At 71.4% G+C, this 25064-nt stretch carries 23 protein-coding genes and 2 pseudogenes; 15 read left to right on the forward strand and 10 right to left on the reverse strand.

Annotation, left to right across the window (positions count from 1 at the left end; all coding sequences use genetic code 11):
* Window positions 1–149: 149 nt before the first annotated feature.
* The 4 genes from ABTY98_RS02430 (at window position 150) to ABTY98_RS02445 (ending at window position 3921) form a co-directional block, all read left to right on the forward strand.
* The gene (locus ABTY98_RS02430) at window positions 150–1496 is read left to right on the forward strand and encodes an FAD-binding protein (protein WP_352218994.1); all 1347 of its coding nucleotides are present in this window, start codon (window positions 150–152) and stop codon (window positions 1494–1496) included.
* 84 nt (window positions 1497–1580) lie between these two features.
* Window positions 1581–2327, forward strand: coding sequence for a nuclear transport factor 2 family protein (locus ABTY98_RS02435; RefSeq protein WP_352218995.1), 747 nt, complete (start codon window positions 1581–1583; stop codon window positions 2325–2327).
* On the forward strand, window positions 2324–2665 hold the full coding sequence (locus ABTY98_RS02440) for a YciI family protein (RefSeq protein WP_352218996.1): 342 nt from the start codon (window positions 2324–2326) through the stop codon (window positions 2663–2665). Before ABTY98_RS02435 ends, ABTY98_RS02440 begins: the two co-directional genes overlap by 4 nt.
* Complete coding sequence (locus ABTY98_RS02445; RefSeq protein ID WP_352218997.1) at window positions 2662–3921, forward strand: RNA polymerase sigma factor; 1260 nt, start codon at window positions 2662–2664, stop codon at window positions 3919–3921. Before ABTY98_RS02440 ends, ABTY98_RS02445 begins: the two co-directional genes overlap by 4 nt.
* 188 nt (window positions 3922–4109) lie before the next feature.
* Here ABTY98_RS02445 and pgm read toward each other — a convergent pair whose 3' ends face one another.
* Together pgm and ABTY98_RS02455 are read right to left on the reverse strand one after the other, a co-directional pair.
* A complete protein-coding gene (gene pgm / locus ABTY98_RS02450) occupies window positions 4110–5750 on the reverse strand; it encodes a phosphoglucomutase (alpha-D-glucose-1,6-bisphosphate-dependent) (RefSeq protein WP_352218998.1) in 1641 nt (546 codons plus the stop codon).
* A 591-nt stretch (window positions 5751–6341) separates the two neighbouring features.
* A pseudogene (locus ABTY98_RS02455) lies at window positions 6342–6512 on the reverse strand (enoyl-CoA hydratase/isomerase family protein); the annotation flags it as partial.
* A gap of 63 nt (window positions 6513–6575) precedes the next feature.
* Here ABTY98_RS02455 and ABTY98_RS02460 point away from each other — a divergent pair.
* Complete coding sequence (locus tag ABTY98_RS02460) at window positions 6576–6974, forward strand: hypothetical protein (protein WP_352219000.1); 399 nt, start codon at window positions 6576–6578, stop codon at window positions 6972–6974.
* A 9-nt stretch (window positions 6975–6983) separates the two neighbouring features.
* Here the strand turns inward: ABTY98_RS02460 and ABTY98_RS02465 are convergent.
* The 3 genes and pseudogenes from ABTY98_RS02465 to ABTY98_RS02475 all read right to left on the reverse strand — a co-directional run.
* A protein-coding gene (locus ABTY98_RS02465; protein WP_502994126.1) for an IS5 family transposase occupies window positions 6984–7858 on the reverse strand; the annotation gives its coding sequence in 2 pieces (ribosomal slippage) (window positions 6984–7466 and window positions 7469–7858; 873 coding nt in all).
* A complete protein-coding gene (locus ABTY98_RS02470) occupies window positions 7840–8799 on the reverse strand; it encodes an enoyl-CoA hydratase/isomerase family protein (protein ID WP_352219002.1) in 960 nt (319 codons plus the stop codon). The genes ABTY98_RS02465 and ABTY98_RS02470 overlap by 19 nt, the downstream gene beginning before the upstream one ends.
* Window positions 8796–8954: pseudogene (locus ABTY98_RS02475) on the reverse strand (acyl-CoA dehydrogenase family protein); the annotation flags it as partial. The pseudogene ABTY98_RS02475 and the gene ABTY98_RS02470, both read right to left, overlap by 4 nt.
* A gap of 96 nt (window positions 8955–9050) precedes the next feature.
* Between ABTY98_RS02475 and ABTY98_RS02480 the strand changes: the two are divergent.
* From ABTY98_RS02480 to ABTY98_RS02510, 7 genes are all read left to right on the forward strand, one after another.
* Window positions 9051–10025 carry an amidohydrolase family protein gene (locus ABTY98_RS02480; RefSeq protein WP_352219003.1) on the forward strand — a complete coding sequence of 325 codons (975 nt, stop codon included), beginning with the start codon at window positions 9051–9053 and terminating at the stop codon, window positions 10023–10025.
* A gap of 129 nt (window positions 10026–10154) precedes the next feature.
* Complete coding sequence (locus ABTY98_RS02485; RefSeq protein WP_352219004.1) at window positions 10155–11351, forward strand: EfeM/EfeO family lipoprotein; 1197 nt, start codon at window positions 10155–10157, stop codon at window positions 11349–11351.
* Entirely contained in the window at window positions 11348–12583 is a 1236-nt protein-coding gene (gene efeB / locus ABTY98_RS02490; protein ID WP_352219005.1) for an iron uptake transporter deferrochelatase/peroxidase subunit, read from the forward strand. The genes ABTY98_RS02485 and efeB overlap by 4 nt, the downstream gene beginning before the upstream one ends.
* A 193-nt stretch (window positions 12584–12776) precedes the next feature.
* Window positions 12777–14609 (forward strand): phospholipase C, encoded by a 1833-nt coding sequence (locus tag ABTY98_RS02495; protein ID WP_352219006.1) that lies wholly within the window; start codon window positions 12777–12779, stop codon window positions 14607–14609.
* A 184-nt stretch (window positions 14610–14793) separates the two neighbouring features.
* On the forward strand, window positions 14794–16668 hold the full coding sequence (gene phsA, locus ABTY98_RS02500; protein ID WP_352219007.1) for an O-aminophenol oxidase PhsA: 1875 nt from the start codon (window positions 14794–14796) through the stop codon (window positions 16666–16668).
* A 148-nt stretch (window positions 16669–16816) separates the two neighbouring features.
* Window positions 16817–17521, forward strand: a complete 705-nt coding sequence (locus ABTY98_RS02505; RefSeq protein WP_352219008.1) for a GNAT family N-acetyltransferase — start codon at window positions 16817–16819, stop codon at window positions 17519–17521.
* Window positions 17522–17579: 58 nt separating this feature from the next.
* Entirely contained in the window at window positions 17580–18371 is a 792-nt protein-coding gene (locus ABTY98_RS02510) for a thioesterase family protein (RefSeq protein ID WP_502994133.1), read from the forward strand.
* A 676-nt stretch (window positions 18372–19047) separates the two neighbouring features.
* Here the strand turns inward: ABTY98_RS02510 and ABTY98_RS02515 are convergent.
* Window positions 19048–19533, reverse strand: a complete 486-nt coding sequence (locus tag ABTY98_RS02515; protein ID WP_352219010.1) for a DUF6114 domain-containing protein — start codon at window positions 19531–19533, stop codon at window positions 19048–19050.
* A gap of 38 nt (window positions 19534–19571) precedes the next feature.
* Window positions 19572–20195 carry a DUF6230 family protein gene (locus ABTY98_RS02520; protein ID WP_352219011.1) on the reverse strand — a complete coding sequence of 208 codons (624 nt, stop codon included), beginning with the start codon at window positions 20193–20195 and terminating at the stop codon, window positions 19572–19574.
* A gap of 218 nt (window positions 20196–20413) precedes the next feature.
* Here ABTY98_RS02520 and ABTY98_RS02525 point away from each other — a divergent pair, with 218 nt between their 5' ends.
* On the forward strand, window positions 20414–20554 hold the full coding sequence (locus tag ABTY98_RS02525; RefSeq protein ID WP_352219012.1) for a hypothetical protein: 141 nt from the start codon (window positions 20414–20416) through the stop codon (window positions 20552–20554).
* A 128-nt stretch (window positions 20555–20682) separates the two neighbouring features.
* Here the strand turns inward: ABTY98_RS02525 and ABTY98_RS02530 are convergent, their stop codons facing one another.
* The 3 genes from ABTY98_RS02530 to ABTY98_RS02540 form a co-directional block, all read right to left on the reverse strand.
* Complete coding sequence (locus ABTY98_RS02530) at window positions 20683–21015, reverse strand: hypothetical protein (RefSeq protein ID WP_352219013.1); 333 nt, start codon at window positions 21013–21015, stop codon at window positions 20683–20685.
* Window positions 21016–21182: 167 nt separating this feature from the next.
* Window positions 21183–23375 (reverse strand): catalase/peroxidase HPI, encoded by a 2193-nt coding sequence (gene katG, locus ABTY98_RS02535; RefSeq protein ID WP_352219014.1) that lies wholly within the window; start codon window positions 23373–23375, stop codon window positions 21183–21185.
* A 36-nt stretch (window positions 23376–23411) separates the two neighbouring features.
* Complete coding sequence (locus ABTY98_RS02540) at window positions 23412–23849, reverse strand: Fur family transcriptional regulator (protein WP_352219015.1); 438 nt, start codon at window positions 23847–23849, stop codon at window positions 23412–23414.
* Between the two features lie 209 nt (window positions 23850–24058).
* Here ABTY98_RS02540 and ABTY98_RS02545 point away from each other — a divergent pair, with 209 nt between their 5' ends.
* Together ABTY98_RS02545 and ABTY98_RS02550 are read left to right on the forward strand one after the other, a co-directional pair.
* Window positions 24059–24442: a sortase-dependent protein gene (locus ABTY98_RS02545; RefSeq protein ID WP_352219016.1), complete on the forward strand. Its 384-nt coding sequence runs from the start codon at window positions 24059–24061 to the stop codon at window positions 24440–24442.
* Window positions 24439–25044 (forward strand): class F sortase, encoded by a 606-nt coding sequence (locus ABTY98_RS02550; protein WP_352219017.1) that lies wholly within the window; start codon window positions 24439–24441, stop codon window positions 25042–25044. Before ABTY98_RS02545 ends, ABTY98_RS02550 begins: the two co-directional genes overlap by 4 nt.
* Window positions 25045–25064 lie beyond the last annotated feature (20 nt).

Here is a 25064-nt window from a genome sequence, read left to right on the forward strand (position 1 = left end):
CTACTCCGGTCACGCTGCTCTCCGGATTCCCGCGGAGTAAACCCATCACGAAACTCAGGTGTCAAAGCGGGAAACGAGATCCGTCCGTCGTTCCCCGCCGCGAAAATGGTTCAGCCCGTGTCGACCGATGCCTCTCTGGAGCGTGCCGCGTGACGTCGTCGGACCGTGTCTCCGCGCGATTCGTGGAAGTGCTGGACACCCGCCCGGAAACCCTTCAGGAAGCGGCGGACGATTTCGGCCACCTCGTGCACCTGCCGCCCCTGGGTGTGCTGCGGCCCCGGTCCGCGGCCGAGGTCAAGGACGCGCTGGTGTACGCGGGGCCGCGCGGGATCCCGGTGGCCGCGCGGGCCGGCGGTCACTCTCTCCACGGCCAGGGTCAGGCACCGGACGGGATCGTCCTCGACCTGGGTGAGCTGAGCGCGGTCGGGCCGGTGGCCGGCGACCGGGTGGCGGTGCGGGCCGGGGCGCTGTGGCGGGACGTGCTGACGGCGACCCTGCCGTACGGGCTCACCCCTCCCGTCCTCACCGACTACCTCGGTGCCGGCGTCGGCGGTGTGCTGAGCGCGGGCGGGCTGGGCGGCGCCAGTCACCGGCACGGCCTGGTCGCGGACTCGGTGCTGGAGCTGGAGGTGGTGACCGGGGCCGGTGAGCACCTGATCTGCTCGCCGGACCACCATGGCACCCTCTTCCACGCGGTCCTCGCCGGCCTGGGACAGGTGGCCGTGATCGTCCGGGCCACCCTCCGGCTGTCCCCCGCGGCCGCCCTGGTGCGCCGCTACTGCCTGTACTACCCCGATCTCGACGCCTACCTGACCGACCAGCACCTGCTCGCGACCGACCGGCGCTTCGACTACCTCGAAGGCCAGGCCCGCCCGGTCGAAGGCACCGCGGACGACTGGCACTACATGGTCGAGGCCGTGGCCGCGCACCACGGCCCGACCCCACCCGACGACGGGGTCCTCCTCGCCGGCCTCGTCTTCGGCACGGCAGAGATCACGGACCTCGGATACGCCGAGTTCGCGAACCGGGTCGCGGCCGACGAGGAGCTCCTGCGCGCGACCGGCGAGTGGCTGCACCCGCACCCCTGGCTGAACCTGCTGCTGCCCGAGGCAACCGCGGCGTCCGTCGTGACCGGCATCCTCGCCGACCCCGGCTTCCGGGACCTGCGCGAGAACGGCGTGGTCCTGCTCTATCCCCTGCTCTCCCGCGCCCTGCGGGCCCCGCTGTTCCGCCGCCCTCGGAGTGAAGTCGTCCTGCTGCTCGCCCTGTTGCGCACGGCCGCTCCGGGCGCGGCCGACCCGATGGTGGCCGCCAACCGCACGGCGTACGAGTACGCGCGGGCGAAGGGTGCCGTCGCCTATCCGGTCAACGCGCTGCCGATGACCCCGGCCGACTGGCGGGAGCACTACGGCGACCAGTGGGGCACCCTGGCAGAGGCCAAGGGCGTCCACGACCCGCACGGCATCCTGGGCAGGGGGCACGGAATGGCACTGTGAGCGGTGCCGTCCGCCGGGGTGTCGATTCCGCGCGGCGCCGTTCGTCGGTGGGGTGTAGGAAGCTCTTGAGGACCGGGAGGAACCATGAAGTACATGCTGCTGGTCTGCGGCGACGACACCGCCGACGCCTCGGGGATGGCGCCGGTCGAACCCTGGGTGGAGGAACACGGCGTCCGGCGCGGTACCCGGCTGTACGGCCACCGGCTGCAATTGCCGGACACCGCGGTCACCGTGCGGGTGCGTGACGGTGAGGTCCTGCGGACCGACGGCCCGTTCGCGGAGACGAAGGAGTACGTCGCCGGATTCGACGTCGTCGACTGCGACAGCCTGGAGGAGGCCGTACGGATCGCCGCCGGTCATCCCGTGGCCACCATCGGGGCCATGGAGGTGCGGCCGTTCTGGGACGAGGGGCTCGCGGAGGACGCCGAGACGGCCGTCCGCCGTATCGACGCCGAGCTCACCGAGGCCGCCCGTGAGCGGGACATCGAGCGGCTGACGGCCTGCTACGCGCCCGACGTGGAGTCCTTCCAGCCCTCCGGCGTCGAGACGCGGGTGGGGATCGCCGCGTTCCGCAAGGCGGTCGAGGGGTGGTTCGCCACGCTCAGCGGGCCGGTGCGCCGCGAGGTGCTCGAACTGCGGGTACGGCCCGGGGAGGGCACCGCCTTCAGCCACGCCCTCGTCCGGATCAGCGGCACCCGATCGACCGGGGAGCCGCTGGACCGGGTGGTGCGCGTCACCACCGGCTACCGGGACACCGGTTTCAGCTGGCTGATCGCCCACGAGCACGTCTCGGTGCCGCTGGACGAGACGGCCGGGAAGGAGCGGTCATGAAGTACGTCCTGTTCATCTGCACGCCCGTCGGCGGCGAGGAGCTCAGCCCCGGCGAGATCGCCGAGGACCCGCGCTTCACCTCGTACATCCATGAGGTCCGCAGCCGTGACATCGTCAAGGGCGGCGCCAGGCTGCGGCCCGCCGCCGACGCGACCACCGTGCGCGTCCAGGGCGACGAAGTGCTGCTGAGCGACGGGCCGTTCGCCGAGACCAAGGAGTATGTCGCGGGCCTCGACATCATCGAGGTCGCCGACCTGGACGAGGCGATCGCGCTCGCCTCCCGGCACCCCGCGGCGCTCGCCGGCGGCTCGGTCGAGGTGCGGCCGGTCTGGGAGTGAGTGCCACGGACGGCGTCGAGAAGGCCGTCGCCGCCGCCTTCCGCGAGGAGTGGGCCCAGGTCGTCGCCACCCTGATCCGGGTGACCGGCGACTGGGACCTCGCCGAGGAGTGCGCGCAGGACGCCTTCGCCCAGGCGCTCGAGCGGTGGCGGCGCGACGGAGTGCCGCGCCGCCCGGGCGCCTGGCTGACCACGACCGCCCGCAACCGCGCCCTGGACGTGCTGCGCCGGGAAGCGGTGGGGGCGGCGAAGCTGCGGGAGGCGGCGGTGCCGGCACGGGACGAGGGACCGTACGACCCGGATCACGAGGGCGACGACAGCGGTGTGGCCGACGACCGGCTGCGGCTGATCTTCACCTGCTGCCATCCGGCGCTGCCGATCGAGGCCCGGGTCGCACTGACCCTGCGCACCCTCGCCGGGCTGACCACGCCCGAGATCGCCCGCGCGTTCCTCGTCCCCGAGGCGACGATGGCGCAGCGGCTGGTGCGCGCCAAGCGGAAGATCCGCAACGCCGGCATCCCGTACCGGGTGCCGCCCGCGCATCTGCTGCCCGAACGTACGACGGGCGTCCTCGGCGTGCTCTACCTGCTGTTCAACGAGGGGTACACGGCCACGTCCGGCGCCGACCTGATGCGGACCGGCCTGTGCGCCGAGGCTGTCCGGCTGGCCCGGCTGCTGGCCCGGCTGATGCCCGACGAACCGGAGGTCGTCGGGCTGCTCGCGCTCCTGCTGCTGCACGACGCGCGCCGGGGCACTCGAGTGGACGCGGCCGGTGACCTGGTGACCCTGGAGGACCAGGACCGCACGGCCTGGGACCGCGCCGAGATCGACGAGGGCGCGGCTCTCCTGGAGGGCGCCCTGCTCCGCGGCCGCCCCGGCCCCTACCAGATCCAGGCGGCCGTCGCGGCCTGCCACACCACCGCGGCGACCGCCGCCGACACCGACTGGGCGGACATCGCAGGCCTCTACGGCGAACTCCAGCGGTACGTCCCCTCGGCCGTGGTCCGGCTCAACCGCGCGGTCGCGGTGGGCATGGCCGAGGGCGGGGCGGCGGGCCTCGCCCTGGTGGCGGAACTGGAGGCGGAAGAGTCCCTGGCCGGCTACCACCTGCTCCCGGCGACCCGCGCGGACCTGCTGCGCCGTATGGGGCGTACCCGGGAGGCGGCCGGGTCGTACGAGCGGGCCCTGGAGCTGGTGGAGAACGCGGCGGAACGCAGGTTCCTGGAGAAGCGGCTCGCGGAGTGCCGGTCCGGTTAGGCACCGGGGTTTCGCCACAGACCCGGGCGCGTCGGCGCACCTTCGCGACCTGAGCGGTCGTCGGTGGCGATCGGTGAGTACGAGACGGGCCCGGCCGCTCACCCGGGCGTCGACCACGCGGGCCTCATCCGGCGGGTGCTGGAGGCGATGGTCCGGCCGGTCCGACCACCGCCTCCGCCCCGGGGGCGTCAGCCGCCCAGCGCGGCCATTACGACCGCCTTGGCCTCCTCCTGCACCCGGGCCAGGTGATCCGGGCCCTTGAAGGACTCGGCGTAGATCTTGTACACGTCCTCCGTGCCGGACGGGCGGGCCGCGAACCAGGCGTTCTGCGTGGTCACCTTGATGCCGCCGATCGGGGCGCCGTTGCCCGGCGCCTCCGTGAGCACCCCGGTGACCGGTTCGCCCGCGAGGGTCTCTGCGGTGACCTGGGCCGGGGACAGCTTGGCGAGGAGGGCCTTCTCCTCACGGGTCGCCGGGGCGTCGATACGGGCGTAGGCGGGCTCGCCGAAGCGGGTGGTCAGGTCGGCGTAGTGCTCGGACGGGGTCTTGTCCGTCACCGCCGTGATCTCGGAGGCGAGCAGGGCGAGCAGGATGCCGTCCTTGTCGGTCGTCCACACCGAGCCGTCCCGGCGCAGGAAGGAGGCGCCGGCCGACTCCTCGCCGCCGAACCCGATGGCGCCGCTGACCAGTCCGTCCACGAACCACTTGAACCCGACCGGGACTTCGACCAGTTGACGGCCGAGGTCGGCGGCGACCCGGTCGATCATCGAGGAGGAGACGAGGGTCTTGCCGACGCTGGCGCTCGACGCCCACTGCTCGCGGTGGCGGTAGAGGTAGGAGATGGCGACGGCCAGGTAGTGGTTGGGGTTCATCAGGCCTGCGTCGCGGGTGACGATGCCGTGCCGGTCGGCGTCCGCGTCGTTGCCGGTGGCTACGCGGAACTCGTCCCGCTTCTCGATCAGCGAGGCCATCGCGAACGGCGAGGAGCAGTCCATGCGGATCTTGCCGTCCCAGTCCAGCGTCATGAACCGCCAGGTGGGGTCGGTGTAGGGGTTGACCACCGTGAGGTCGAGGCTGTGCCGTTCGGCGATCTGGCCCCAGTACGCGACGGAGGCCCCGCCGAGCGGGTCGGCGCCGATGCGCAGCCCGGACGCCCGGACCGCGTCGAGGTCGAGGACGCTGGGCAGGTCGTCGACGTACACGCCCATGAAGTCGTACCGGCCGGTGGTGGGGGCGGCGAGCGCCCGCTCGTAGGTAAGGCGCTGTACGTCCTTCATTCCGTCCGCGATGATCCGGTTGGCGCGGTCCTGGATCCAGGAGGTGGCGTCGGAGGCGGCGGGGCCGCCGCTGGGCGGGTTGTACTTGAAGCCGCCGTCGGAGGGCGGGTTGTGCGAGGGCGTGACCACGACGCCGTCCGCGAGGCCGGTCGTACGGCCGCGGTTGTGGGTGAGGATGGCGTGCGAGACGGCAGGGGTCGGCGTGTAGCCGTCGGCGCTGTCGATCAGGACGGTGACGCCGTTGGCGGCGAACACCTCCAGGGCGGTGACCTTGGCGGGCTCGGACAGGGCGTGGGTGTCGGCGCCCAGGAAGAGGGGGCCGTCGGTGCCCTGGCCGCTCCGGTACTCGCAGATGGCCTGGCTGGTGGCCGCGATGTGGTCCTCGTTGAACGCGGTCGTCAGCGACGATCCGCGGTGCCCCGAGGTGCCGAACGCCACCCGCTGGGCCGGGTCGGCCGGGTCGGGATGCAGTGCGTAGTACGCCGTGACCAGCCGGGCCACGTCGACAAGGTCCTCCGGAGCCGCCGGCCGGCCCGCTCGCTCATGCGGCATGAGTCCACTTCCTCCGCAGTCGTTGATCGATCACTGGATGCCCATCTTTCCTTGTCAGCGGCGATGGACGCGAGTGCGGCACCGGCCCTGGCGCCGAAGACCCGGCGGGTTCACGGCGGGTTCACAGCAGCCGCAGCGCACCCGGGGCACGCTGCTCGAAGACGCCGAGCAGCCAGTCGAAGGCGGTGGCTCCGCGCCCCGCGCGGGCCTCGGCCCACTCCGCCGCGACGGCGGCACGGTTGGACGGGTGGCAGCGGGCGAGCCGGATCTCCAGCCGGCGGGCGGTCTCCGGGTGACCCGGACGGGCCCGGGAGGTCTCGTGGTCGCGCCACTCGAACTCGCCCTGCTCGTCCCCGTCTCGTCGGCCGGTGCCCGGAGAACACGAGAGGGCCCCCGGTGATTCCGAAGGGCCCTCGCGTGTCGTGAATCGTTCAGTGTGCGGCGGGAACCGTCCGCCCGGCCGGAGCCGTCGCAGGCTTGGGATTGAACTGCCTGGGCGCGCGAAGTCGGGGGGACGGAACTCGGGGTTTGCCGACGAAGGCGCCGCTCACGCCCTCCTTCTGTCCGCGCACCCGTTGGCCGGGGTGCGGGTCACCAGGCCGCCTCCGTGGTCGTGTCGGGTCCGGCGAGCCCCAGTTCGTGCTCGCCGAGCGGAGCGAAGAACCGGTCGACGGCGGTGTCGGTGACCTCGGCGAGGGTGGCCGGGGACCAGCGCGGGTCGCGGTCCTTGTCGATGACCTGGGCGCGGATGCCCTCCACTAGGGCCTGTTTCAGAAGTGATCTTTGGGGATCCACACTTCAAGGACGTCCGGGAGAATGCGCGGCATGGAGGGGAAGTACAGGCTGCTACGCCAGACAAGTCGATGGGCGCGGTTTGCCCAGGTCACCGTCCGCGGCTCCGTGGCCACCGAGCCAGAGGTCCGGATGGGTCCCGAGGTGTTCGGGTGGCGGGGATGGTCCTACGGCTCCGCGGTGTGCGCCAGTCCTGCCGATGATCAACGGATTCAGACAGAGGCGTGGGAAGGCGCTTGGTACGCGCTCATGTGTCTCCCCGAAGAGGACCGTGGCGTGCTCGTTTCCGTCGTTGAGATTGTCACGGCACCAGCAGACACAGGCCCCGGTGATGTGAAGTTCGCTGCGGCGCACGCTGTCTGGCAAGCCGTCGGCCGGGAGCCGGACCAGCATCCATGGATCGGCGAGGACGGGAATCCCGTCTTCCCGTAGCCGATTTGGTCACAGCCACTCGTTGATGGCTGCGACCAGCACTGTTGCCTCGTAGCGGACAGCGAGCTTGTCGTATCTCGTGGCGACCGCGCGGTGGCGCTTGAGGCGGTTGATTCCGCACTCCACCGCGTGGCGCTCTTTGTAGTCGGCCGTGTCGAACTTCGGCGGCCGGCCACCGCGGGAGCCGCGCTTCTTGCGGTTGGCGATCTGGTCGCGCTTCTCCGGGATCGTGCAGCGGATGCCGCGCTTGCGCAGGTAGGCGCGGTTCGCGCGGGAGCCGTACGCCTTGTCGGCGCGAACCTTGTCCGGCCGAGTACGCGGACGGCCCGGCCCGAGCCGGGGAACCCGGATGCGGCCGAGGACCACCTGGAACTGCGGGGAGTCACCGCGCTGTCCGGCCGTGATTACCAGTGACATCGGCTTCTGGGCCTGCTCGACTGCCAGGTGGAGCTTGGTGGTCAGCCCGCCCCGGGAGCGTCCGAGCCCGTGATCGTCGGGCTCGGTGAAGACGCCACCGGGCGGCTCGATCTGCAGATCCCCTTTTTGCGGGCACCCGCCGCATGCTGGTGGGCGCGGGCGATGGTCGAGTCCACCGAGACGTCCCAGGTGATCAGCCCTTCGGCGTCGGCCCGGGCCTGTAGTTGCTCGAAGATGCGGTGCCAGGTGCCGTCCCGCTGCCAACGCCGGAACAGGCCGTACACCGTCTCCCACGGGCCATACCGCTCAGGCACATCCCGCCAGGGAGCACCGGCGCGGGTGCGCCAGCGTATGCCGTCTATCAGCTGCCGCTTGGTGTGCACCGGCGGTCGTCCGGACTTCTTCCCAGCGGGGAGCAGGGGCTCCAGCTTCGCCCACTGCGCATTCGTCAGATCATGCCGTCCCACGAAGTGGATCTTGACACATCAAGATCCACTTCTGAAACAGACCCTAGGTCGGGGGTGGACAGGGCGGCGCAGGAGACGCGGAACTCCTGGTCGAGGACGCGCTCCAGCGGGCCGAGCCGCCTCGCTCTGCGCATCGCCGTCAAGGTGACCTTCAGGGCGGTCGGCGACTTGGACAGCAGGGTCTCCGCCGCCTCCTTCGCCGCCGGGTCGCCGTGCGCGAGCAGCCGCCGGACGATCTCCTCGACCGTGTCGGCGGAGTAGCAGGCGTCGATCCACTCCTGGTGGCGGGCCAGTTCCCCCGCCGGTGCCGGTCGCACATGCCGGGTGAGCACCTCGTGCACGGGTTCGTCGGCGAGGTCGGCGATCAGCCGCTCGATCCTGTCCGACGGAACACAGTGGTCGGCGAGACCGCACAACAGGGCGTCCCCGGCGCCGATCTGAGCTCCCGTCAACGCGAGATGGGTACCCAGTTCACCGGGGGCGACGGCGAGCAGATAGGTGCCGCCGACGTCGGGGACGAAGCCGATGCCGGTCTCCGGCATGGCGATCCGGGAGCGCTCGGTGGCGATCCGGACGCTGCCGTGCGCGGAGACGCCGACGCCGCCACCCATGACGATGCCGTCCATGATCGCGACATAGGGCTTGGGGTAGCGGGCGATCCGGGCGTTGAGGTGGTACTCGTCGCGCCAGAACTCCGCCGACGCGGTGCCGTCCCCGGCGCGGACGTCCTCGTAGATGCTCCGGATGTCACCGCCCGCACACAGGCCGCGCTCCCCCGCGCCGGTGATGACGACGGTCTCGACGGTGGGGTCGTGCTCCCAGGCGGTGAGGGCCTCGTCGATGCTCCGGACCATGGCGTGGGTCAGGGCGTTGAGGGCCCTGGGGCGGTTGAGGGTGATGTGGGCCGTCCGGCCGGAGGTGTGGAGCAGGACGTCGGTCATCGGGAGGCCTCCGTGAGGCCGCGGGCCACGACGATGCGCATGATCTCGTTGGTTCCTTCCAGGATCTGGGGGACCCGCAGGTCACGGACGATCTTCTCGATACCGTACGCGCCGAGGTGGCCGTAGCCACCGTGCGGTTGGAGCGCTCGGCCGGCGCACTTGCCGTGGGCGACGGCTCACTCCTCGCACCGCGCCGGCGCTCGTAGCGCGATCGCCCGCCGCAGGGCATCGCGGCAGGCCACGACGGCGGGGTGGCCGCCCCGGCCGCGGCGTACGACGGAGAAGATGCGGCGTCCTGCCGGGAGTTGCCGAAGGGCGACGGTCGGCGGCCGCCGGTCCGTGACCGGGCCGGGGAGGAAGGCGACGGCGAATCCCTCCTCCACGAGGCGGAGGCGGCGGCCGGCCTGGCCCGGCGGCTCAACGACTTCTCCGCCGCCCTCATCACCGAGCACCCCGGCCGCTTCGGCTGGTTCGCCACCCTGCCCCTGCCGGATACGGCCGGGTCGGTGCGGGAGGCGGAACGGGCACTCGCCGACCTCGGTGCCGACGGCGTCACCCTGCTCGCCAACACCGACGGCGACTATCTCGGCGCCGACGGTCAGGACGCCCTCTGGCAGGTTCTGGACGAGCACGGAGCCGTCGTCTTCGTCCACCCGGCCGAGTTGCCCGGGCCCGCCGTCGACGGCATCCCGCCGTTCGCCGCGGACTTCCTCCTCGACACCACCCACGCGGCCTGTCTCCTCGTGCGCAACGGTGTCGTGCGCAGGTATCCGTACATCCGGTTCATCCTCAGCCACGCGGGCGGCTTCGTGCCGTACGCCTCGCACCGGATGGCCGTCGCCCTCGCCGCCGACACCGGGCGCAGTCCCCTGGACATCCTGGACGACTTCCGCGGCTTCTACTTCGACACCGCGCTCTCCGCAAGCCCAGCCGCCCTGCCCACGCTGCTCGCCTTCGCCCGCCCCGGGCACGTCCTGTTCGGCAGCGACTGGCCGTTCGCACCGGCCGCGGCCGGCCAGTACTTCGCCAACGGCCTCGACACGGGTGTCGACCCCGGCACCCTCGCCGCCGTCAACCGCACCAACGCCGAAGCCCTCTTCCCGCGCCTGGCCGGCGTCCCGGCCCCCGCGCCCGTCTCCCGTCCGCTCCCGGCGCGGCTGCGGCAGTCCGTACAACGCGCCGGCGCCCGCGCGTTCTTCAGGCTGGTCCAGCCCGGAACCGACTGAGGGGCTCATCGGGAGGTCCGGTGAACCGGCAGGGAACTCTTGGTCATGGGTTTCCCTGGACGGCCGTTCGAGTGCGAAGGCCTGCCTAACATGAGGCGATCACGAACGGTACGAACCCGGGAGCTCGGGATGGTGTTGTCCGGCCTCAACTGGAGGTCGTTGCGTCCCTGGGCGGTCGTCGCGGTCGCCGTCGTATGCCTGGTGGCCGGAGTCCTGGCGCTCACGCACGACTCGCGCCCCGCACACGCCGACCCGGCCGCCCTGCCGCACACCACGGTCGAGGTGTCCGCCAGCCGCTGCGGCCGGGGCTGGAGCGCCCCGGCCCCCGGTGTCCAGGTCTTCGACCTGCGCAACCCGACCGACGGCTCCGCCGAGGTCCTCCTGGAGGACCCGAAGAGCCAGGCCGTCTACGGCGAGGTGGAGGGCATCGGCCCCGGTACCACCCGCGAGCTCACCGTCCGCCTCGGCAAGGGCACCTACGCGTTCAAGTGCGTTCCCGACGACGCCGACGCCGTCACCGGGCCCACGGTCCGCATCACCAGGGGGAAGAGCGGGCCCGCCGCGGCCCCGGTCAGCGAGCACGACCTGATCCCGCCGGCGATCGCCTACCAGAAGTGGATCGGCAGCGGCCTGTCCGACGTCGTACGGCTGACGACGACGCTGCGGGACGCGATCGACGGCGGCGACCTCGCCGCCGCCCGTACCGACTGGCTGCCGGCGCACCTGGAGTACGAGCGGCTGGGCGCGGCGTACGACGCCTTCGGGGACGCGGACGGCGCGATCAACGGCACGGACGCGGGCCTGCCCGGCGGGGTGCACGACAAGGGCTTCACCGGCTTCCACCGGATCGAGTACGGCCTGTGGCACGGCGAGTCCGCGAGCGGCCTGCGCGGCCCGGCGGCCGACCTGGTCAAGTCGGTCACCGCGCTGCGCGACGACTGGGCGCAGACCCGGATGGACCCCGCCCAGCTGGGACTGCGGGCGCACGAGATCCTGGAGAACACGGTGCAGTTCGAACTGACCGGCCGTACCGACTACGGCAGCGGCAGCAACCTCGCCACCGCCCGCGCCAACCTGGACGGCACGGTGCAGGTCATGTCCCGGCTGCACCCGCTGCTCGCCACCCGGTACGCCGGTCTGTCCGGCCTGGAGAGCGAACTGGACCGGGTCGGGAAGACGCTCGACGGTTTCGGGCACGGCGGCACCTGGACGCCCCTGGGGCAGTTGAGCCACCGCCGGCGCGAGAACGTCGACGCGGCGTTCGGGGACCTGGTGGAACGGCTGGCGTCGGTGGCCACCCTGTGCGATCCGCGGAGGACGGTGTGAGCACCAACGAGACGACGGGCAAGGGCGGAGTCGGCCGCCGTGGGTTCCTGCGGGGCGCGGCGCTCGCGGGCGCGGGGCTGGCCGCCGGCGGCGCGGCCGCCCCGGTCGCGGACACCACCGCGGCGACGCCCGCCATCGCGCCCTTCCACGGCGCCCGCCAGCAGTCCGTGATCGCGGCGCCGCGCCGGACGACCGTGTTCACCTCGCTCGACGTCACCGCCGGGAACCGGGCCGAGCTGACGGAACTGCTGCGCACGCTCACCGAACGCGCCCGCTTCCTCACCTCCGGCGGCACCCCCGACCCGGTGGGTGTCACCGCCCCGGCCGCCGACTCCGGCGTCCTCGGCGAGGAACTGCCGTCCAGGGCGCTGGCGGTGTCCGTCGGCGTCGGCGCCTCGCTCTTCGACGACCGGTACGGGCTCGGGAAACTGAGACCCCGTCGGCTGACCACGATGCCGGCCTTCCCCGACGACGACCTCAGGCCGGAGTGGTGCCACGGCGACCTCAGTGTGCAGTTGCACGCGGACGACACCGACACCGTGCTGCACGCCCTGCGCGACATCACCCGGCACACCCGGGGCGGAATGCAGGTCCGCTGGCGGATGGACGGGTTCACCAGCCCGCCCCGGCCGTCCGGCACCCCGCGCAACCTGATGGGCTTCAAGGACGGCACCGCCAACCCGGAGACCACCAGCGCCCGCGAGATGGACCGGCTGGTGTGGGTCGGCGCCGATGCCGGCGAGCCGGACTGGGCGGTCGGCGGCAGCTACCAGGTGGTGCGGCTCATCCGCATGCTGGTGGAGTTCTGGGACCGGGTCTCGCTCGGCGAGCAGGAGCGGATGTTCGGCCGCTCCCGTGAGTCCGGGGCACCCCTGGACGGCGACGCCGAGCACGACACGCCCGACTACGCCGACGATCCCAAGGGTGATGTCATCCCGCTGGACGCGCACATCCGGCTGGCCAACCCGCGCACCACGGCCACCGCCGAGCAGCGGATCCTGCGTCGCGCCTACAACTACGACCGGGGCATGGACAGCAACGGCAACCTCGATATGGGCCTGCTGTTCTGCTGCTACCAGCAGGACCTGGCCCGGCAGTTCGAGACCGTACAGAAACGGCTGGCCGGCGAACCCCTCGTCGACTACATCTCGCCGTTCGGCGGCGGGTACTTCTTCGCCCTGCCCGGGGTCCGGGACAACAGCGACTGGTACGGGCGCACCCTCCTCACCTGAACTTGTTCGAAATCTGAGCTTGTTCGGACAACTCCCTGACCCGATCGGTCAATACACAGTCAAGATTTGCCCCAGCATCCCTGACCCGCTATTCACTCACCCGCCATCATGGCTCCGCCGCAACGCCCGGAAGCGGGCGAAGCATCCCTGCCTGTACGACGCACTGACGTTCATGCCCGGAGGGTGAGTTCGCATGGCCAGCACAGGAAGACGAACGGCGATCAGGAGTCTGGGGGCGCTCGCGGGTGCCGCCGCGCTCACGGTCCTCGGCGGCACCGCGCCCAGCTGGGCGGCCGTACCCGCCGGGCACCACGGCGGGTCGTCGACCGCCACGCCGATCAAGCACGTGGTCGTGCTGTTCGACGAGAACATCTCCTTCGACCACTACTTCGCGACCTACCCCAAGGCCGCGAACACCGACGGCACGAAGTTCACGGCGTCCAAGAAGACCCCGAAGGACATCGACACCCTCGCGCACGCCGGGCTGCTGACGAAGAACCCGAACCAGTACGCGCCCAAGCGGCTCACCCCGGCGCAGGCCATGACCTGCGACCAGAACCACTCCTACGGGCCCGAGCAGTACGCCTACGACGGCGGCAAGGCCGACCAGTTCGTGCAGAACACCGAGGTCGACAAGTGCAGCGGCGGCCTGTTCGGCGAGCCCGGCCTGGTGATGGACTACTACGACGGCAACACGGTCACCGCGCTGTGGAACTACGCCCAGCAGTACTCCCTCAACGACCGCTCCTACAGCTCGGTCTACGGCCCGTCCACGCCCGGCGCGCTCAACCTGGTCTCGGGTCAGACGCACGGCGCGATCTCGGTCGACTCGGTCACCGGCAAGCAGACGTCGACCCCCGACTCGTACGCCATCGCGTCCCCGAACGCCAAGGGTGTGGGCACGGTCATCAACGACCCGGACCCGGCCTACGACGACTGCTCCGACAAGGACCACACCAGCACCAGCGCGCTGGCGTCGCTGCAGGGCAAGAACATCGGTGACCTGCTCAACGCCAAGAAGGTGACGTGGGGTTGGTTCCAGGGCGGCTTCCGTCCGTCCACGGCCTACACCGGCACGTCCGGTTCCTACGCCAAGTGCGACACGACGCACACCAACGTCGGCGGCGCCTCCGTGGTCGACTACAGCCCGCACCACAACCCCTTCTCGTACTACAAGTCGACGTCCAACCCGCACCACGTGGCGCCGAAGAACGTCAGCGAGATCGGTCACAACGGCCAGGCCAACCACAACTACGACCTGACCGACTTCACCGCGGTCGCCAAGGCGGGCAAGCTGCCGGCCGTCAGCTTCCTCAAGGCCGGTGAGTACCAGGACGGCCACGCCGGCTACTCCGACCCGACCGACGAGCAGCACTTCCTCGTCAACGAGATCAACACCATCCAGAGCTCGCCGCAGTGGAAGTCCACGGCGATCGTCGTCGCCTACGACGACTCAGACGGCTGGTACGACCACGCCTACGCCAAGCCCCGCAACGGCTCCAAGGACGCCACTGTCGGCTCCAACGGCAAGGCCCTCGACAGCGCCGCCTGCCAGGCGGGCCCGGCCGCGTCCGGCGGCTACGCCGACCGCTGCGGCCCCGGTACCCGGCAGCCGATGCTGGTCATCTCGCCGTACAGCAAGGTGAACAAGGTCGACCACACCCAGACCGACCAGGCCTCGATCACCCGCTTCATCGAGGACAACTGGCGCACCGGCCGGGTCGGCGACCACTCCTTCGACGCCACCGCGGGCTCGCTGACGAGCATGTTCGACTTCCGGCACCCCAACAACAAGCAGGTGCTGCTGAACTCGGACGGCTCGGTCAGGCGTGTCGGCCCGATCCACCAGGTGGCTCCGGTCAGCACGCACATCACGCCGGGCCCGGCGATGGTGAACACGGCCGCCACGACCGGCTCCGGCGAGTTCCCGACCCTCCCGGTGAGCCTCGGCGTGGGCGCCCTCGTGGCCGTCGGTGCCACGGGCACGTACCTGACGCTGCGCCGTAGGCAGCGCGCCACGGCCTGACCTCCACAGGGCCCCGATCACCTCGGCACGGTCCTCCTCCCTGGACCGTGCCGAGGTGCGTGTGGAGATGGCTCGAACTGTTCGCCCTTTCGGGCGGAACGGGGCATTCAGGGAACGTCGGTCAGTCCTCGGGGGTCCTGTGGGGTGAAGGCAGAGACCACAGAACACACGGGGGTGTTCGACCTTGACCGACATCATCGACAGGATCACCGAGGACGGCACAGGGGAAGCGGCGCCGGCTCCGGAGGAACTCGCGCCCTATGTGGCGCCGTTGCCCGTCCCGCCCGTACTGCGGCCCGGCACCGGCGACGTGCTGCGGGAGACGGAGATCGCGCTGCGCCCGACCTGGGTGCGCCTGCACCCGCAGCTCCCGCCGACACTGATGTGGGGGTACGACGGGCAGGTGCCGGGCCCGACCATCGAGGTGCGCCGCGGGCAGCGCGTCCGTATCGCCTGGACCAACCGGATCCCCAAGGGCAGCGAGTATCCGGTCACTTCGGTGGAGGTGCCCCTCGGCGCACCGGGCACCGCACCGCCCAGCACCGAGCCGGGCCGCGCGGGCGTCGAGCCGAACAAGGACGTCGCCGCCCTGCCCGCCTGGACGGTGACCCATCTGCACGGAGCGCAGACGGGCGGGGGCAACGACGGCTGGGCGGACAACGCCGTCGGCTTCGGCGACGCCCAGCTGTCGGAGTACCCGAACGACCACCAGGCGGTGCAGTGGTGGTATCACGACCACGCCATGAACATCACCCGCTGGAACGTGCACACGGGCCTGTACGGCACCTACCTCGTCCGTGATGACGAGGAGGACGCGCTCGGGCTTCCGTGCGGGGAGCGGGAGATCCCGCTGCTGCTCGCCGACCGGAACCTGGACACCGACGAGGACGGCCGACTCAACGGCCGGCTGCTGCACAAGACGGTCGTCGTCCAGCAGCAGAACCCGGAGACGGGCAAGCCGGTCTCCATCCCGTTCACCGGCCCGTACACGACGGTCAACGGCCGTATCTGGCCGTACGCCGAGGTGGCCGACGCCTGGTACCGTTTCCGGCTCGTCAACACGTCCAACGCACGCATATTCGACCTCGTCCTCGTCGACGAGGACGGCAGCCCGGTGCCGGGCGCCGTCCACCAGATCGGCAGCGACGGCGGACTGCTGCCCCGCCCGGTCCCGGTCGACTTCGACGACGCGCTGCCTACGCTGACCGTGGCCCCCGCCGAGCGCTTCGACCTGCTCGTCGACTTCCGAGGACTCGCGGGCAAGACCCTCCGCCTCGTCAACAAGGGCCGCAACCAGGCACCGGGGGTGCCCGACCCGGCCGGTGACGTGCGCTATCCGGCGGTCCTGGAGTTCCGGGTCGGCTGCGGCGGTGGGAGGGACATCTTCGAGCTGCCCGAGGTGCTCTCCGGTTCCTTCCGCCGGCTCACGCACGACCTCCCGCACGGTCACCGTCTGATCGTGCTCACCCCGCCGGCCACCAAGGGTGCCGGCGGCCATCCGGAGATCTGGGAGATGACCGAGGTCGCCGACCCCGGTGCCGTCCAGGTCCCCGCCGACGGCATCATCCAGCTCACCGGAGCCGACGGCACGACGAAGACGTACCGCCGCACCTCCCGGACGTTCAACGACGCGCTGGGCTTCACCATCGCCGAGGGCTCCTACGAGCAGTGGAGCTTCCTCAACCTCGCGCCGATCGTCCACCCGATGCACATCCATCTGGCCGACTTCCAGCTGCTGGGCCGTGACGCCTACGACGTCTCGGGCTTCGACCCGACGGTGGGCGGCACCACCAGGCCGATCGCCTACGACGCGGCGACCCAGCTCCCGCTGGCGCCCAACGAGCGGGGCCTCAAGGACGTCTTCCGGGTACCGGGCGACCAGATCCTGCGCGTCATGGGGAGGTTCGACGGCGCGTACGGGCGGTTCATGTACCACTGCCACCTCCTCGAGCACGAGGACATGGGCATGATGCGGCCGTTCGTCGTCATGCCCGAGGAGGCGATGAAGTTCGACCACGGCGCGGCCCACGGCGGCCACGGCGAGGGCCACACCGGCTGACCCGCCACAGCTGCTCGCGTCACCACCCGACGGTGATGGTCGGGTGCTGACGCGAGCCGTCGCCACGGCCCCCTGCGGGCTCCTCGACGCTCTCTGGATACGATCATCGGCGGCACGGAGAGTGACACGGCAGGAAGGGCGCAGCACGATGACGAGCGAGGAGACCGTCGCACTCGACGACCCGGTGGGCGCGTCCCTGCGCGGTCACCACGCACATCTCGGACGCCGACTCGGCCGTGCCGCCACCTATCTGCCGGATGTCGCGACCTTCTCTTCCGTGCCCACGGATCCCGATCCTGCGGACTGGGCCGACCTCGCCCGGCTGCTCGGCCCGGGCTCGTTCGCCGACATGTTCAGCTGCCCGGTGCTTCCGCCGCGGGAGTGGGAGCCGGTCTTCGTCCTGGAAGGCCGGCAGCTGGTGTGGCCCCGCACCGGCCGGCCCGCTCCGGCTCCCGCCGCCACCGGTACCACCGTGGTCGAACTGGGTGCGGCCGACGTGCCCGAGATGCTCGCGCTCGTCGCACGGACCGAACCGGGACCGTTCTGGCCGCGCACCCATGAACTGGGCACCTACCTCGGCATCCGCGACCAGGGCAGGCTGGTGGCCATGGCGGGCGAACGGCTCAGGCCGCCCGGATGGACCGAGATCAGCGCCGTCTGCACCGCCCCCGAGGCACGTGGGCAGGGCCATGCCGCCCGCCTGGTGAGCGCACTCGCCGCACGCGTCCTGTCCCGGAACGAACGCCCCTTCCTGCACGCGGCAGAGTCAAACACCCGCGCGATCGCGCTCTATGAACGGCTCGGCTTCGAAAGCCGCGGGCACGTGACCTTCCGCGGCTTCCGCACCCCGTGAGGACCAGCGTCCAAGGTGTTCACCCCTTGAGGAGAGACGTCCGTTGTCCATCCCGACCGTGTCCCCGGGCAGTTACTTCGAGGCCGTCGACGGTCTCCGCTACAAGCCGACGCCGCACGCCGGCGGCGCCTGGGCCCCGGACGAGCAGCACTTCAGTCCGCTCTCGGGGCTCGTCGTCCACGCCCTCGACCGGTATCGGGCCGCGGGCCCCGGCAACGGTCTGCTGCTCTCCCGGATCAGCTACGACATCCTCGGCCGCCTCGCCCTGGACGAGTGCGAGATCGAGGTGGAGACCGTCCGTCCCGGGCGGACCATCGAGCTTCTCGAAGCGGTCGTACGGATCTCCGGCCGCTCGGTCCTGCGCGCCCGCGCCTGGTACCTGGCCGAACTCGACACCTCCGCGGTCGCGGGCGGCCCCGACGACCGTCTCGTCCCGCCGGACTCCCTCGCCCCGTGGCCGCTGAGCGATCTCTGGCCCGGCGGCTACATCGAGTCCGTGGAGGTCCGCCCGGTCGAGCCACCGAGCCCTGGCCGTACGGCGGCCTGGATCTCCACGCCCCTGGAGCTGGTCGCCGGTGTGCCGGTCAGCCCACTCGCCTCATTCATCACCCTGGTCGACACCGCCAACGGCATCGCCGTCCGGCAGCCCCCCACCGAGTGGATGTTCCCGAACGTCGACCTGACCATCCACTTCCACCGCCGGCCTCGGGGCCCCTGGACGGGGTTGGACACCAAGGTGACCTTCGGTCCCAGCGGGCAGGGTCTCACCAGCACGGTCCTGCACGACGTGGAAGGCCCGGTCGGACACGCATCGCAGATCCTCACGGTCCGGCCGCTGCCGGGGGCGTAGGTCACCTGGTCGTGGCCCGCAACTGTGGACCCTTGATGGACAGTTGACCGCCGAGCTGTACGACCTGCGCCACGGTCGCCGCGACGAGGGTGATCGTGCGGGTGGGGGTGGCCGGGTGCGAGAGCCAGTGGGGACGGCGTCGGGGGTGACGGCGACGGTGCGGTCCGCCGGGAGCGGGCTGCCACCGAGACCGGTGACCGTACCGGACAGCTTGCGGACGTAAAGGGTGACCACGCCGTGGGCGCCCTGGCCCTTCAGCGTGGAGGTCGTCGCCGGCCTGGCCCGAAGGCGGATCGCAGCGCGGCCTCGTCCCGCGGTCAGGTCGAGGTCGACGGCGTCCAGTGACCGTACGGTGAACCTCAGCGCCCGGACGGTCCCTGCCGCGGTGTGCACCGTGGCCGTCCCGCGGAACCTCGCGCCGCGCAGGACGAGCCGGTCGGCACGCAGCACCCAGGAACCCTTGGCGGCGCGGGGCGGGGGCGCGTCGAGCCGTGGTGCGTCGACGGACGCCGCGGAGAGGCTCGACGCCGGATGCAGGGACAGGGACAGACAGACCACGGCCGCCGCGCAGGCGAGAGGCCGGGACGCACGGGCGAACACGCGATCGGTCGTACGTGTGCGGCGCGGTCGACGGCGCCCCGGCCCGCCGGAACGCATGCTTCCGCCGGTGCGGTCCTCAGCAGTCGCCACTTCGGCCCTCCGCCGCCGGAACGGCCGTGGTCCCGCCGTCGCTCGGCGGTGTCGGTGGTTCCTCCGCCGTGGGCGGGAGCCAGGCACAGGCCAGGGAGCCGCCGATCAGACCGGAGGCGACGCCGAGGAAGAGGCCGCCGAAGTTCGCCACGGGAAAGGAGACGACGGCGAGCAGGAGGGTCGCGATCCCGGCGAAGACACGGAGGTGGGGACGGTAGCAGAGGGTGATACCCAGTGTCAGGAGCAGGGTTCCGATCACCAGGGACCCGGCACCGGAGGTGGTCGACAGGGCGAGCGGGATCCCGCCCAGGTCCAGTTTCGCGTAGGGCCAGTAGAGGATGGGCAGGCCAGCGGTGAAGGTGAACAGGCCGGCCCAGAAGGGGCGTTCGCCCCGCCACGTGCTGAACCTGCGCCGGAACTCCAGTGTCGCGGTGAGCAGTTCACCTGCTCTGCCGAAGGGATTCGTGATCACGCCTACTGTCCTGATCAGTGGTGTCATGGTGGGCCGGGTCAGGGGCATGCGTGGTTGCCCGGCTGGAGCCGCACCCGCAGATCCGGGATGTGGAAGGTGCCGGCCGACAGCGCGACCGCGTTCACCCGTACGTCGGTCAGGGTGGCCGAGACGGCCTGCTGGGCGACGCCGTCGGGATCGAAGAACCGCGAGTCCCGGTCTCCGGACCTGACCGGCCCCTTGGTGAGGGCGCCCTGGGCGACACCGATGTCGAGGCCGGTGAAGTTCGCGTCTCCGGCCGCGTCGACCGTGGCGTCGAGGAACAGGTCCGAGGCCTCGGCCAGCCGGTGGTCACCGCCGGTGAGCCGTAGGGTCTGGGTGCCCAGCAGCGGGACGTCGACCACGACCGACTGGCACAGGCCGCTGACCGTCGCATGCCGGAAGCCGCTGACCATAACAGGGACGAGTTCGTGCTTCCTGGTCACGTCGATCATGCCGTAGAGGCTGAACCCCCGGGCGGTCAGCGAGTCGGCGGTGACCTGGAACTTCCGGCCGGAGATGAAGAAGGACGCGGCGAGCACGCCCTGCGCCATGCCGATGCCGACGGTCGCGCACGCGGCGACGGCGGGCACCAGGATCACCGCGAAGAGCCTCCAGCGGGTTCTCCCGGCGCGGTGCGGCATCCCGTCTCCTTCAGTCGTGAGGTGAGGCCCCGCCCCTACCGGAAAAGGCGAGAGATGTCCTGGTATATCCGGTGACGGATCCTAGGCTTCCGGGTCCGGCAACCGGCTGCACGCCAGGCCCGCCGTACGAGTGATGCAAGTTCTGCTGGGCCCTTCGGGCGACCGGACAGGGTCCGCGCGGGGCCCGAGTGGGCTTACGGGCGTTCGAAGTGGGTCAAGTGCCCATATCGCCGGGCAGGAGCAGCCCGATCGACGAGCGTCCGACCTTCGCCCAGTTGCTGCGGCGCCATCGCCGCGCGGCCCGTCCGGCCCTGGAGCAGCTGGCCGATGTGTCGGGGGTCAGTGCCCGTACCCTGTAGGACATCGAGCGCGGCCGGAGCAAGGGGCCCCAGCAGCGGACCGTCACCGCCGTCGCGGACGCGCTCTCCCTGGCCTACGACGCCCGGCAGCGCCTCCTGCGACTCGCGGGGGACGCCCCGCTGCGGGATCACCGGACACGTCCGTCCGGGCTGTGCGAACTCCCCCGCTCCGTCGACGACTTCACCGGCCGGGCCGCCGAACTGGCCTGGGTCGACGCTCTCGTGCAGAGCGAACTCGCGCCGGGTGTCGCCGTGGTGGGGCTTGTCACCGGCTCTGCCGGGCTGGGGAAGACCACCTTCGCCATCCGCGCCGCCCACGCCGTGCGGCCGGCTTTCCCGGCGGGGTGCTCTTCCTCGACCTGTTCGGCATGTCCCAGCGGCCGCTGACCGTCGACGACGCCTTGGCCCCGCTGCTGGGTGCGCTCGGTGTAGCGGAGCAGCAGCTGCCGGCCGACACCCACGGACGTGCCTCCCTGTACCGCTCGCTGCCGCGGGACCGGCGGTAAAGAACCGCCGATGTGCAGCAAACTACGGGGAGTTGGCACCTAAAGCAGACCATGCGGACGTAAAGACGCCCGGGCCGGCCGGTGAGGCCGGCCCGGGCGTCACGCACCGGGCTTCGCCGGGATCAGACCAGGTCGAAGCGGTCCGCGTTGGCGACCTTCGTCCAGGCGGCGACGAAGTCCTTCACGAACTTCTCCTTGGCGTCGTCGCTCGCGTAGACCTCGGCCACCGCGCGCAGCTCGGAGTTGGCGCCGAAGACCAGGTCGGCACGGGTGCCGGTCCACTTGACCGCGCCGGTGACCAGGTCGTGGCCCTCGAACGTGGTCTGGTCCTCGGAGATCGACTTCCACTCCGTGCCCATGTCGAGCAGGTTGACGAAGAAGTCGTTGGTCAGCACGCCCGGGGTCTCGGTGAGGACACCGTGCTTGGCCCCGCCCTGGTTGGCACCGAGGACGCGCAGACCGCCGACCAGGACGGTCAGCTCGGGGGCGCTGAGGCCGAGCAGGTTGGCGCGGTCGAGGAGCAGGTACTCGGCCGGCAGGCGGTTGCCCTTGCCGAGGTAGTTGCGGAAGCCGTCGGCCGTCGGCTCCAGGGCCGCGAAGGACTCGGCGTCCGTGTGCTCCTCGGTCGCGTCGACGCGGCCCGGGGTGAAGGGCACCTCGATGTCCACGCCGGCGTCCTTGGCGGCCTTCTCCACGGCGGCGGCACCGCCGAGGACGATCAGGTCGGCCAGCGAGACCTTCTTGGCACCGGAGTTGAACTCCGACTGGACGCCCTCCAGGACCCGCAGGACCTGGGCGAGCTGGTCGGGGTCGTTGGCCTCCCAGCCGCGCTGCGGCTCCAGGCGGATCCGGGCGCCGTTGGCACCGCCGCGCTTGTCGCTGCCACGGTACGTCGAGGCCGACGCCCAGGCGGTGGAGACCAGCTGGGAGACCGTCAGACCCGAGTCGAGGAGCCTGGCCTTGAGGGCCGTGACATCGGCGGCGTCGATGGGCTCGCCCTCGGCCGCCGGCAGGGGGTCCTGCCACAGCAGGGTCTCCGCCGGGACCTCCGGGCCGAGGTACAGGGACTTCGGGCCCATGTCACGGTGGGTCAGCTTGTACCAGGCGCGGGCGAACGCGTCCGCGAACTCCTGCGGGTTCTCGTGGAACCGGCGGGAGATGGGCTCGTAGATCGGGTCGAAGCGCAGCGACAGGTCGGTGGTGAGCATCGTGGGCAGACGCTTCTTCGACGGGTCGTGCGCGTCGGGGATGATCGCCTCGGCGTCCTTGGCGACCCACTGCTTGGCGCCGGCCGGGGACTCGGTCAGCTCCCACTCGTAGCCGAAGAGGATGTCGAAGAAGTCGTTGCTCCACTGGGTGGGCTTGGTGGTCCAGGTGACCTCCAGGCCGCTGGTGATCGCGTCGCCGGCCTTGCCGGTGCCGTAGGTGCTCTTCCAGCCGAGGCCCTGCTGCTCGATCGGCGCGCCCTCGGGGTCGGCGCCCACGTTGTCCGCGGGGCCGGCGCCGTGGGTCTTGCCGAAGGTGTGGCCACCGGCGATGAGGGCGACGGTCTCCTCGTCGTTCATCGCCATGCGGCGGAAGGTCTCACGGATGTCGCGGGCCGCGGCGATCGGGTCCGGGTTGCCGTTGGGGCCCTCCGGGTTGACGTAGATGAGGCCCATCTGGACGGCGCCGAGCGGGCTCTCCAGGTCACGGTCGCCGGTGTAGCGCTGGTCGTCGAGCCAGACCTTCTCGGGACCCCAGTAGACGTCCTCCTCCGGCTCCCAGACGTCCTCGCGGCCGCCGCCGAAGCCGAAGGTCTCGAAGCCCATCGACTCCAGGGCCACGTTGCCGGTGAGGATCATGAGGTCGGCCCAGGAGATGGACTGGCCGTACTTCTTCTTGACCGGCCACAGCAGGCGGCGGGCCTTGTCGAGGTTGCCGTTGTCCGGCCAGCTGTTGAGCGGGGCGAAACGCTGCTGGCCGGCGCCGGCGCCGCCGCGGCCGTCGGAGATGCGGTAGGTGCCGGCGCTGTGCCAGGCCATACGGATCATCAGCGGGCCGTAGTTGCCGAAGTCGGCCGGCCACCAGTCCTGCGAGGTGGTGAGCACCTCCGCGATGTCACGTTTCACGGCCGCGAGATCGAGGGCCCGGAACGCCTCGGCGTAGTCGAAGCCCTCGTCGAGCGGGTTCGCGACGGCGGGGTTCTTGGCAAGGATCTTCAGGTTGAGCCCCTCGGGCCACCACTGGCGATTGCCGCCACCCTGGGTGGGGTGCGGGGCACGGTCATGCGCGACCGGGCACTTGCCCGCGGTGTTCTCCTGGGTCTCGGACATGGGGGAAATCCTTCCGGAGGGGGCGGATCAACGTACTCAGGAATGGCTGACGGTGGAGCAGTCGGGGCACAGGCCCCAGTAGATGACCTCGGCCTCGTCGATGGCGAAGCCGTGGTCGTTCGAGGCGGTCAGGCACGGGGCGTCGCCGACCGCGCAGTCGACGTCGGCGACGGCACCGCACGACCGGCACAGGACGTGGTGGTGGTTGTCGCCGACGCGCCCCTCGAACCGCGCCGGGCTGCCGGCCGGTTCGATTCGGCGGACGAGTCCTGCCGTGGTGAGCGCGTGCAGCGCGTCGTACACGGCCTGAAGCGATATGTGGCCTACGCGCTCGCGGACGCCCGAGGCGACCCCTTCGACGTCGAGATGGTCGCCGCCCCGAACGGTCTCCAGCAGCGCGACGCGGGCGGCCGTCACCCGCAGGCCGGCACCACGCAGCTCGTCGGCGGTGGTCGGAGGCTGGGATGCGGTCATGGCGACAACCTATCCCTATAAACACGAGCGATTCAAGAAAACAAACTGTTCAAGTTTGGCGCCGAAGCGGACAACCCCTGCCCTCCCCACCACCCCTCCGTGGACTTTGCTATCCCTTTACAACCTGACCCGGCGCCGGGTCGTCTCTCCGCTCGATCCGTTACTCAGCCCGCCCTGACCACGGCGGGCCGACGAAAGAGAGCCTCTCCATGCGCCGAACTGGCCGAACCGTCCTGAGCGCCACGGCACTCGCCTGCACCGCCGTCCTGGCGGGCACCGTGCCCGCGTTCGCCGACAGCGCCACCCCGAGCCAGGTACCCACCGTGGCACCGTCCGCCGCCCGCTCCGCGGAACCCTCCGCCGTCCCGTCCAAGGCGCGCTCCGCCGAGCCCACCCGGGCGTCGACCCCCGCACCGGCCCGGGAACGGGGCCAGGTCGCCGCCGTGCCCAAGGGCGCGCCCGACACCGGGGTGGCGGAGCCGTCCTCGGGCTCCGGGTCCGAGGAGGCGCTGATCGGCGGAGGCACGGCAGTGGCACTCGCCGCGGGCGCCGTGGTGTTCGCCGTGCGCCGCCGCCGGGCGACCGGGGCATGACCTCGCTCTCCAGGCGCGCCTTCGTCACCGCCGCGACGGCCTCGCTGCTGGCGGGCTGTGCGGGGGCAACTCACCGGACGGCCACCACCGTCCACCGCGAGCAGCCGCCGGCGCCCTCGCCGTCCGCCACCCCGACCGCGCTCGGGCGTTCCGTGCCGGTCCGGCTGCGCATCCCGGCGATCGGCGTCGACACGCCGCTGCTGCGGCTGGGCCTGACGGCCGACGGCACGGTGCAGGTACCGCCGATCACCGCGCACGACCGGGCCGGCTGGTACCGCCACTCCCCCACCCCGGGGCAGGTCGGCCCGTCGGTGATCCTCGGCCATGTCACGGTCGGCGCCTACGGTGACGGCGTCTTCCGCCGGCTCGGGGAGCTGCACCGGGGCGAGCAGGCGGTGGCGCGTCTGGAGAACGGCCGGTCGGCGGTCTTCACGGTCGACGAGGTGCGTACGGTCGCCAAGGCAAAGTTCCCGACCGAGGACGTGTACGGGGACGTCGACCGCCCGGAGCTGCGGCTGATCACCTGCGGCGGCCCGCGGGGCGGCGACGGCTACCTCGACAACGTGATCGTCTTCGCCACGCTGACCGGCACGACACCCTGACCCGGCGGATACGGATGCGG

The organism is Streptomyces sp. NPDC096040, assembly GCF_040303265.1.
In the GTDB taxonomy this organism is placed as follows: Bacteria; Actinomycetota; Actinomycetes; order Streptomycetales; family Streptomycetaceae; genus Streptomyces.

Excerpts from the sequence above, each read along its gene's own strand:
- ABTY98_RS02435 (WP_352218995.1), top strand. The coding sequence starts at position 1,581 with ATGAAGTACATGCTGCTGGTCTGCGGCGACGACACCGCCGACGCCTCG.
- ABTY98_RS02440 (WP_352218996.1), top strand. The coding sequence starts at position 2,324 with ATGAAGTACGTCCTGTTCATCTGCACGCCCGTCGGCGGCGAGGAGCTC.
- pgm (WP_352218998.1), bottom strand. The coding sequence starts at position 5,750 with ATGCCGCATGAGCGAGCGGGCCGGCCGGCGGCTCCGGAGGACCTTGTC.
- ABTY98_RS02460 (WP_352219000.1), top strand. The coding sequence starts at position 6,576 with ATGGAGGGGAAGTACAGGCTGCTACGCCAGACAAGTCGATGGGCGCGG.
- ABTY98_RS02470 (WP_352219002.1), bottom strand. The coding sequence starts at position 8,799 with ATGACCGACGTCCTGCTCCACACCTCCGGCCGGACGGCCCACATCACC.
- ABTY98_RS02485 (WP_352219004.1), top strand. The coding sequence starts at position 10,155 with ATGGTGTTGTCCGGCCTCAACTGGAGGTCGTTGCGTCCCTGGGCGGTC.
- ABTY98_RS02495 (WP_352219006.1), top strand. The coding sequence starts at position 12,777 with ATGGCCAGCACAGGAAGACGAACGGCGATCAGGAGTCTGGGGGCGCTC.
- ABTY98_RS02505 (WP_352219008.1), top strand. The coding sequence starts at position 16,817 with ATGACGAGCGAGGAGACCGTCGCACTCGACGACCCGGTGGGCGCGTCC.
- ABTY98_RS02520 (WP_352219011.1), bottom strand. The coding sequence starts at position 20,195 with ATGCCGCACCGCGCCGGGAGAACCCGCTGGAGGCTCTTCGCGGTGATC.
- katG (WP_352219014.1), bottom strand. The coding sequence starts at position 23,375 with ATGTCCGAGACCCAGGAGAACACCGCGGGCAAGTGCCCGGTCGCGCAT.
- ABTY98_RS02540 (WP_352219015.1), bottom strand. The coding sequence starts at position 23,849 with ATGACCGCATCCCAGCCTCCGACCACCGCCGACGAGCTGCGTGGTGCC.
- ABTY98_RS02545 (WP_352219016.1), top strand. The coding sequence starts at position 24,059 with ATGCGCCGAACTGGCCGAACCGTCCTGAGCGCCACGGCACTCGCCTGC.
- ABTY98_RS02550 (WP_352219017.1), top strand. The coding sequence starts at position 24,439 with ATGACCTCGCTCTCCAGGCGCGCCTTCGTCACCGCCGCGACGGCCTCG.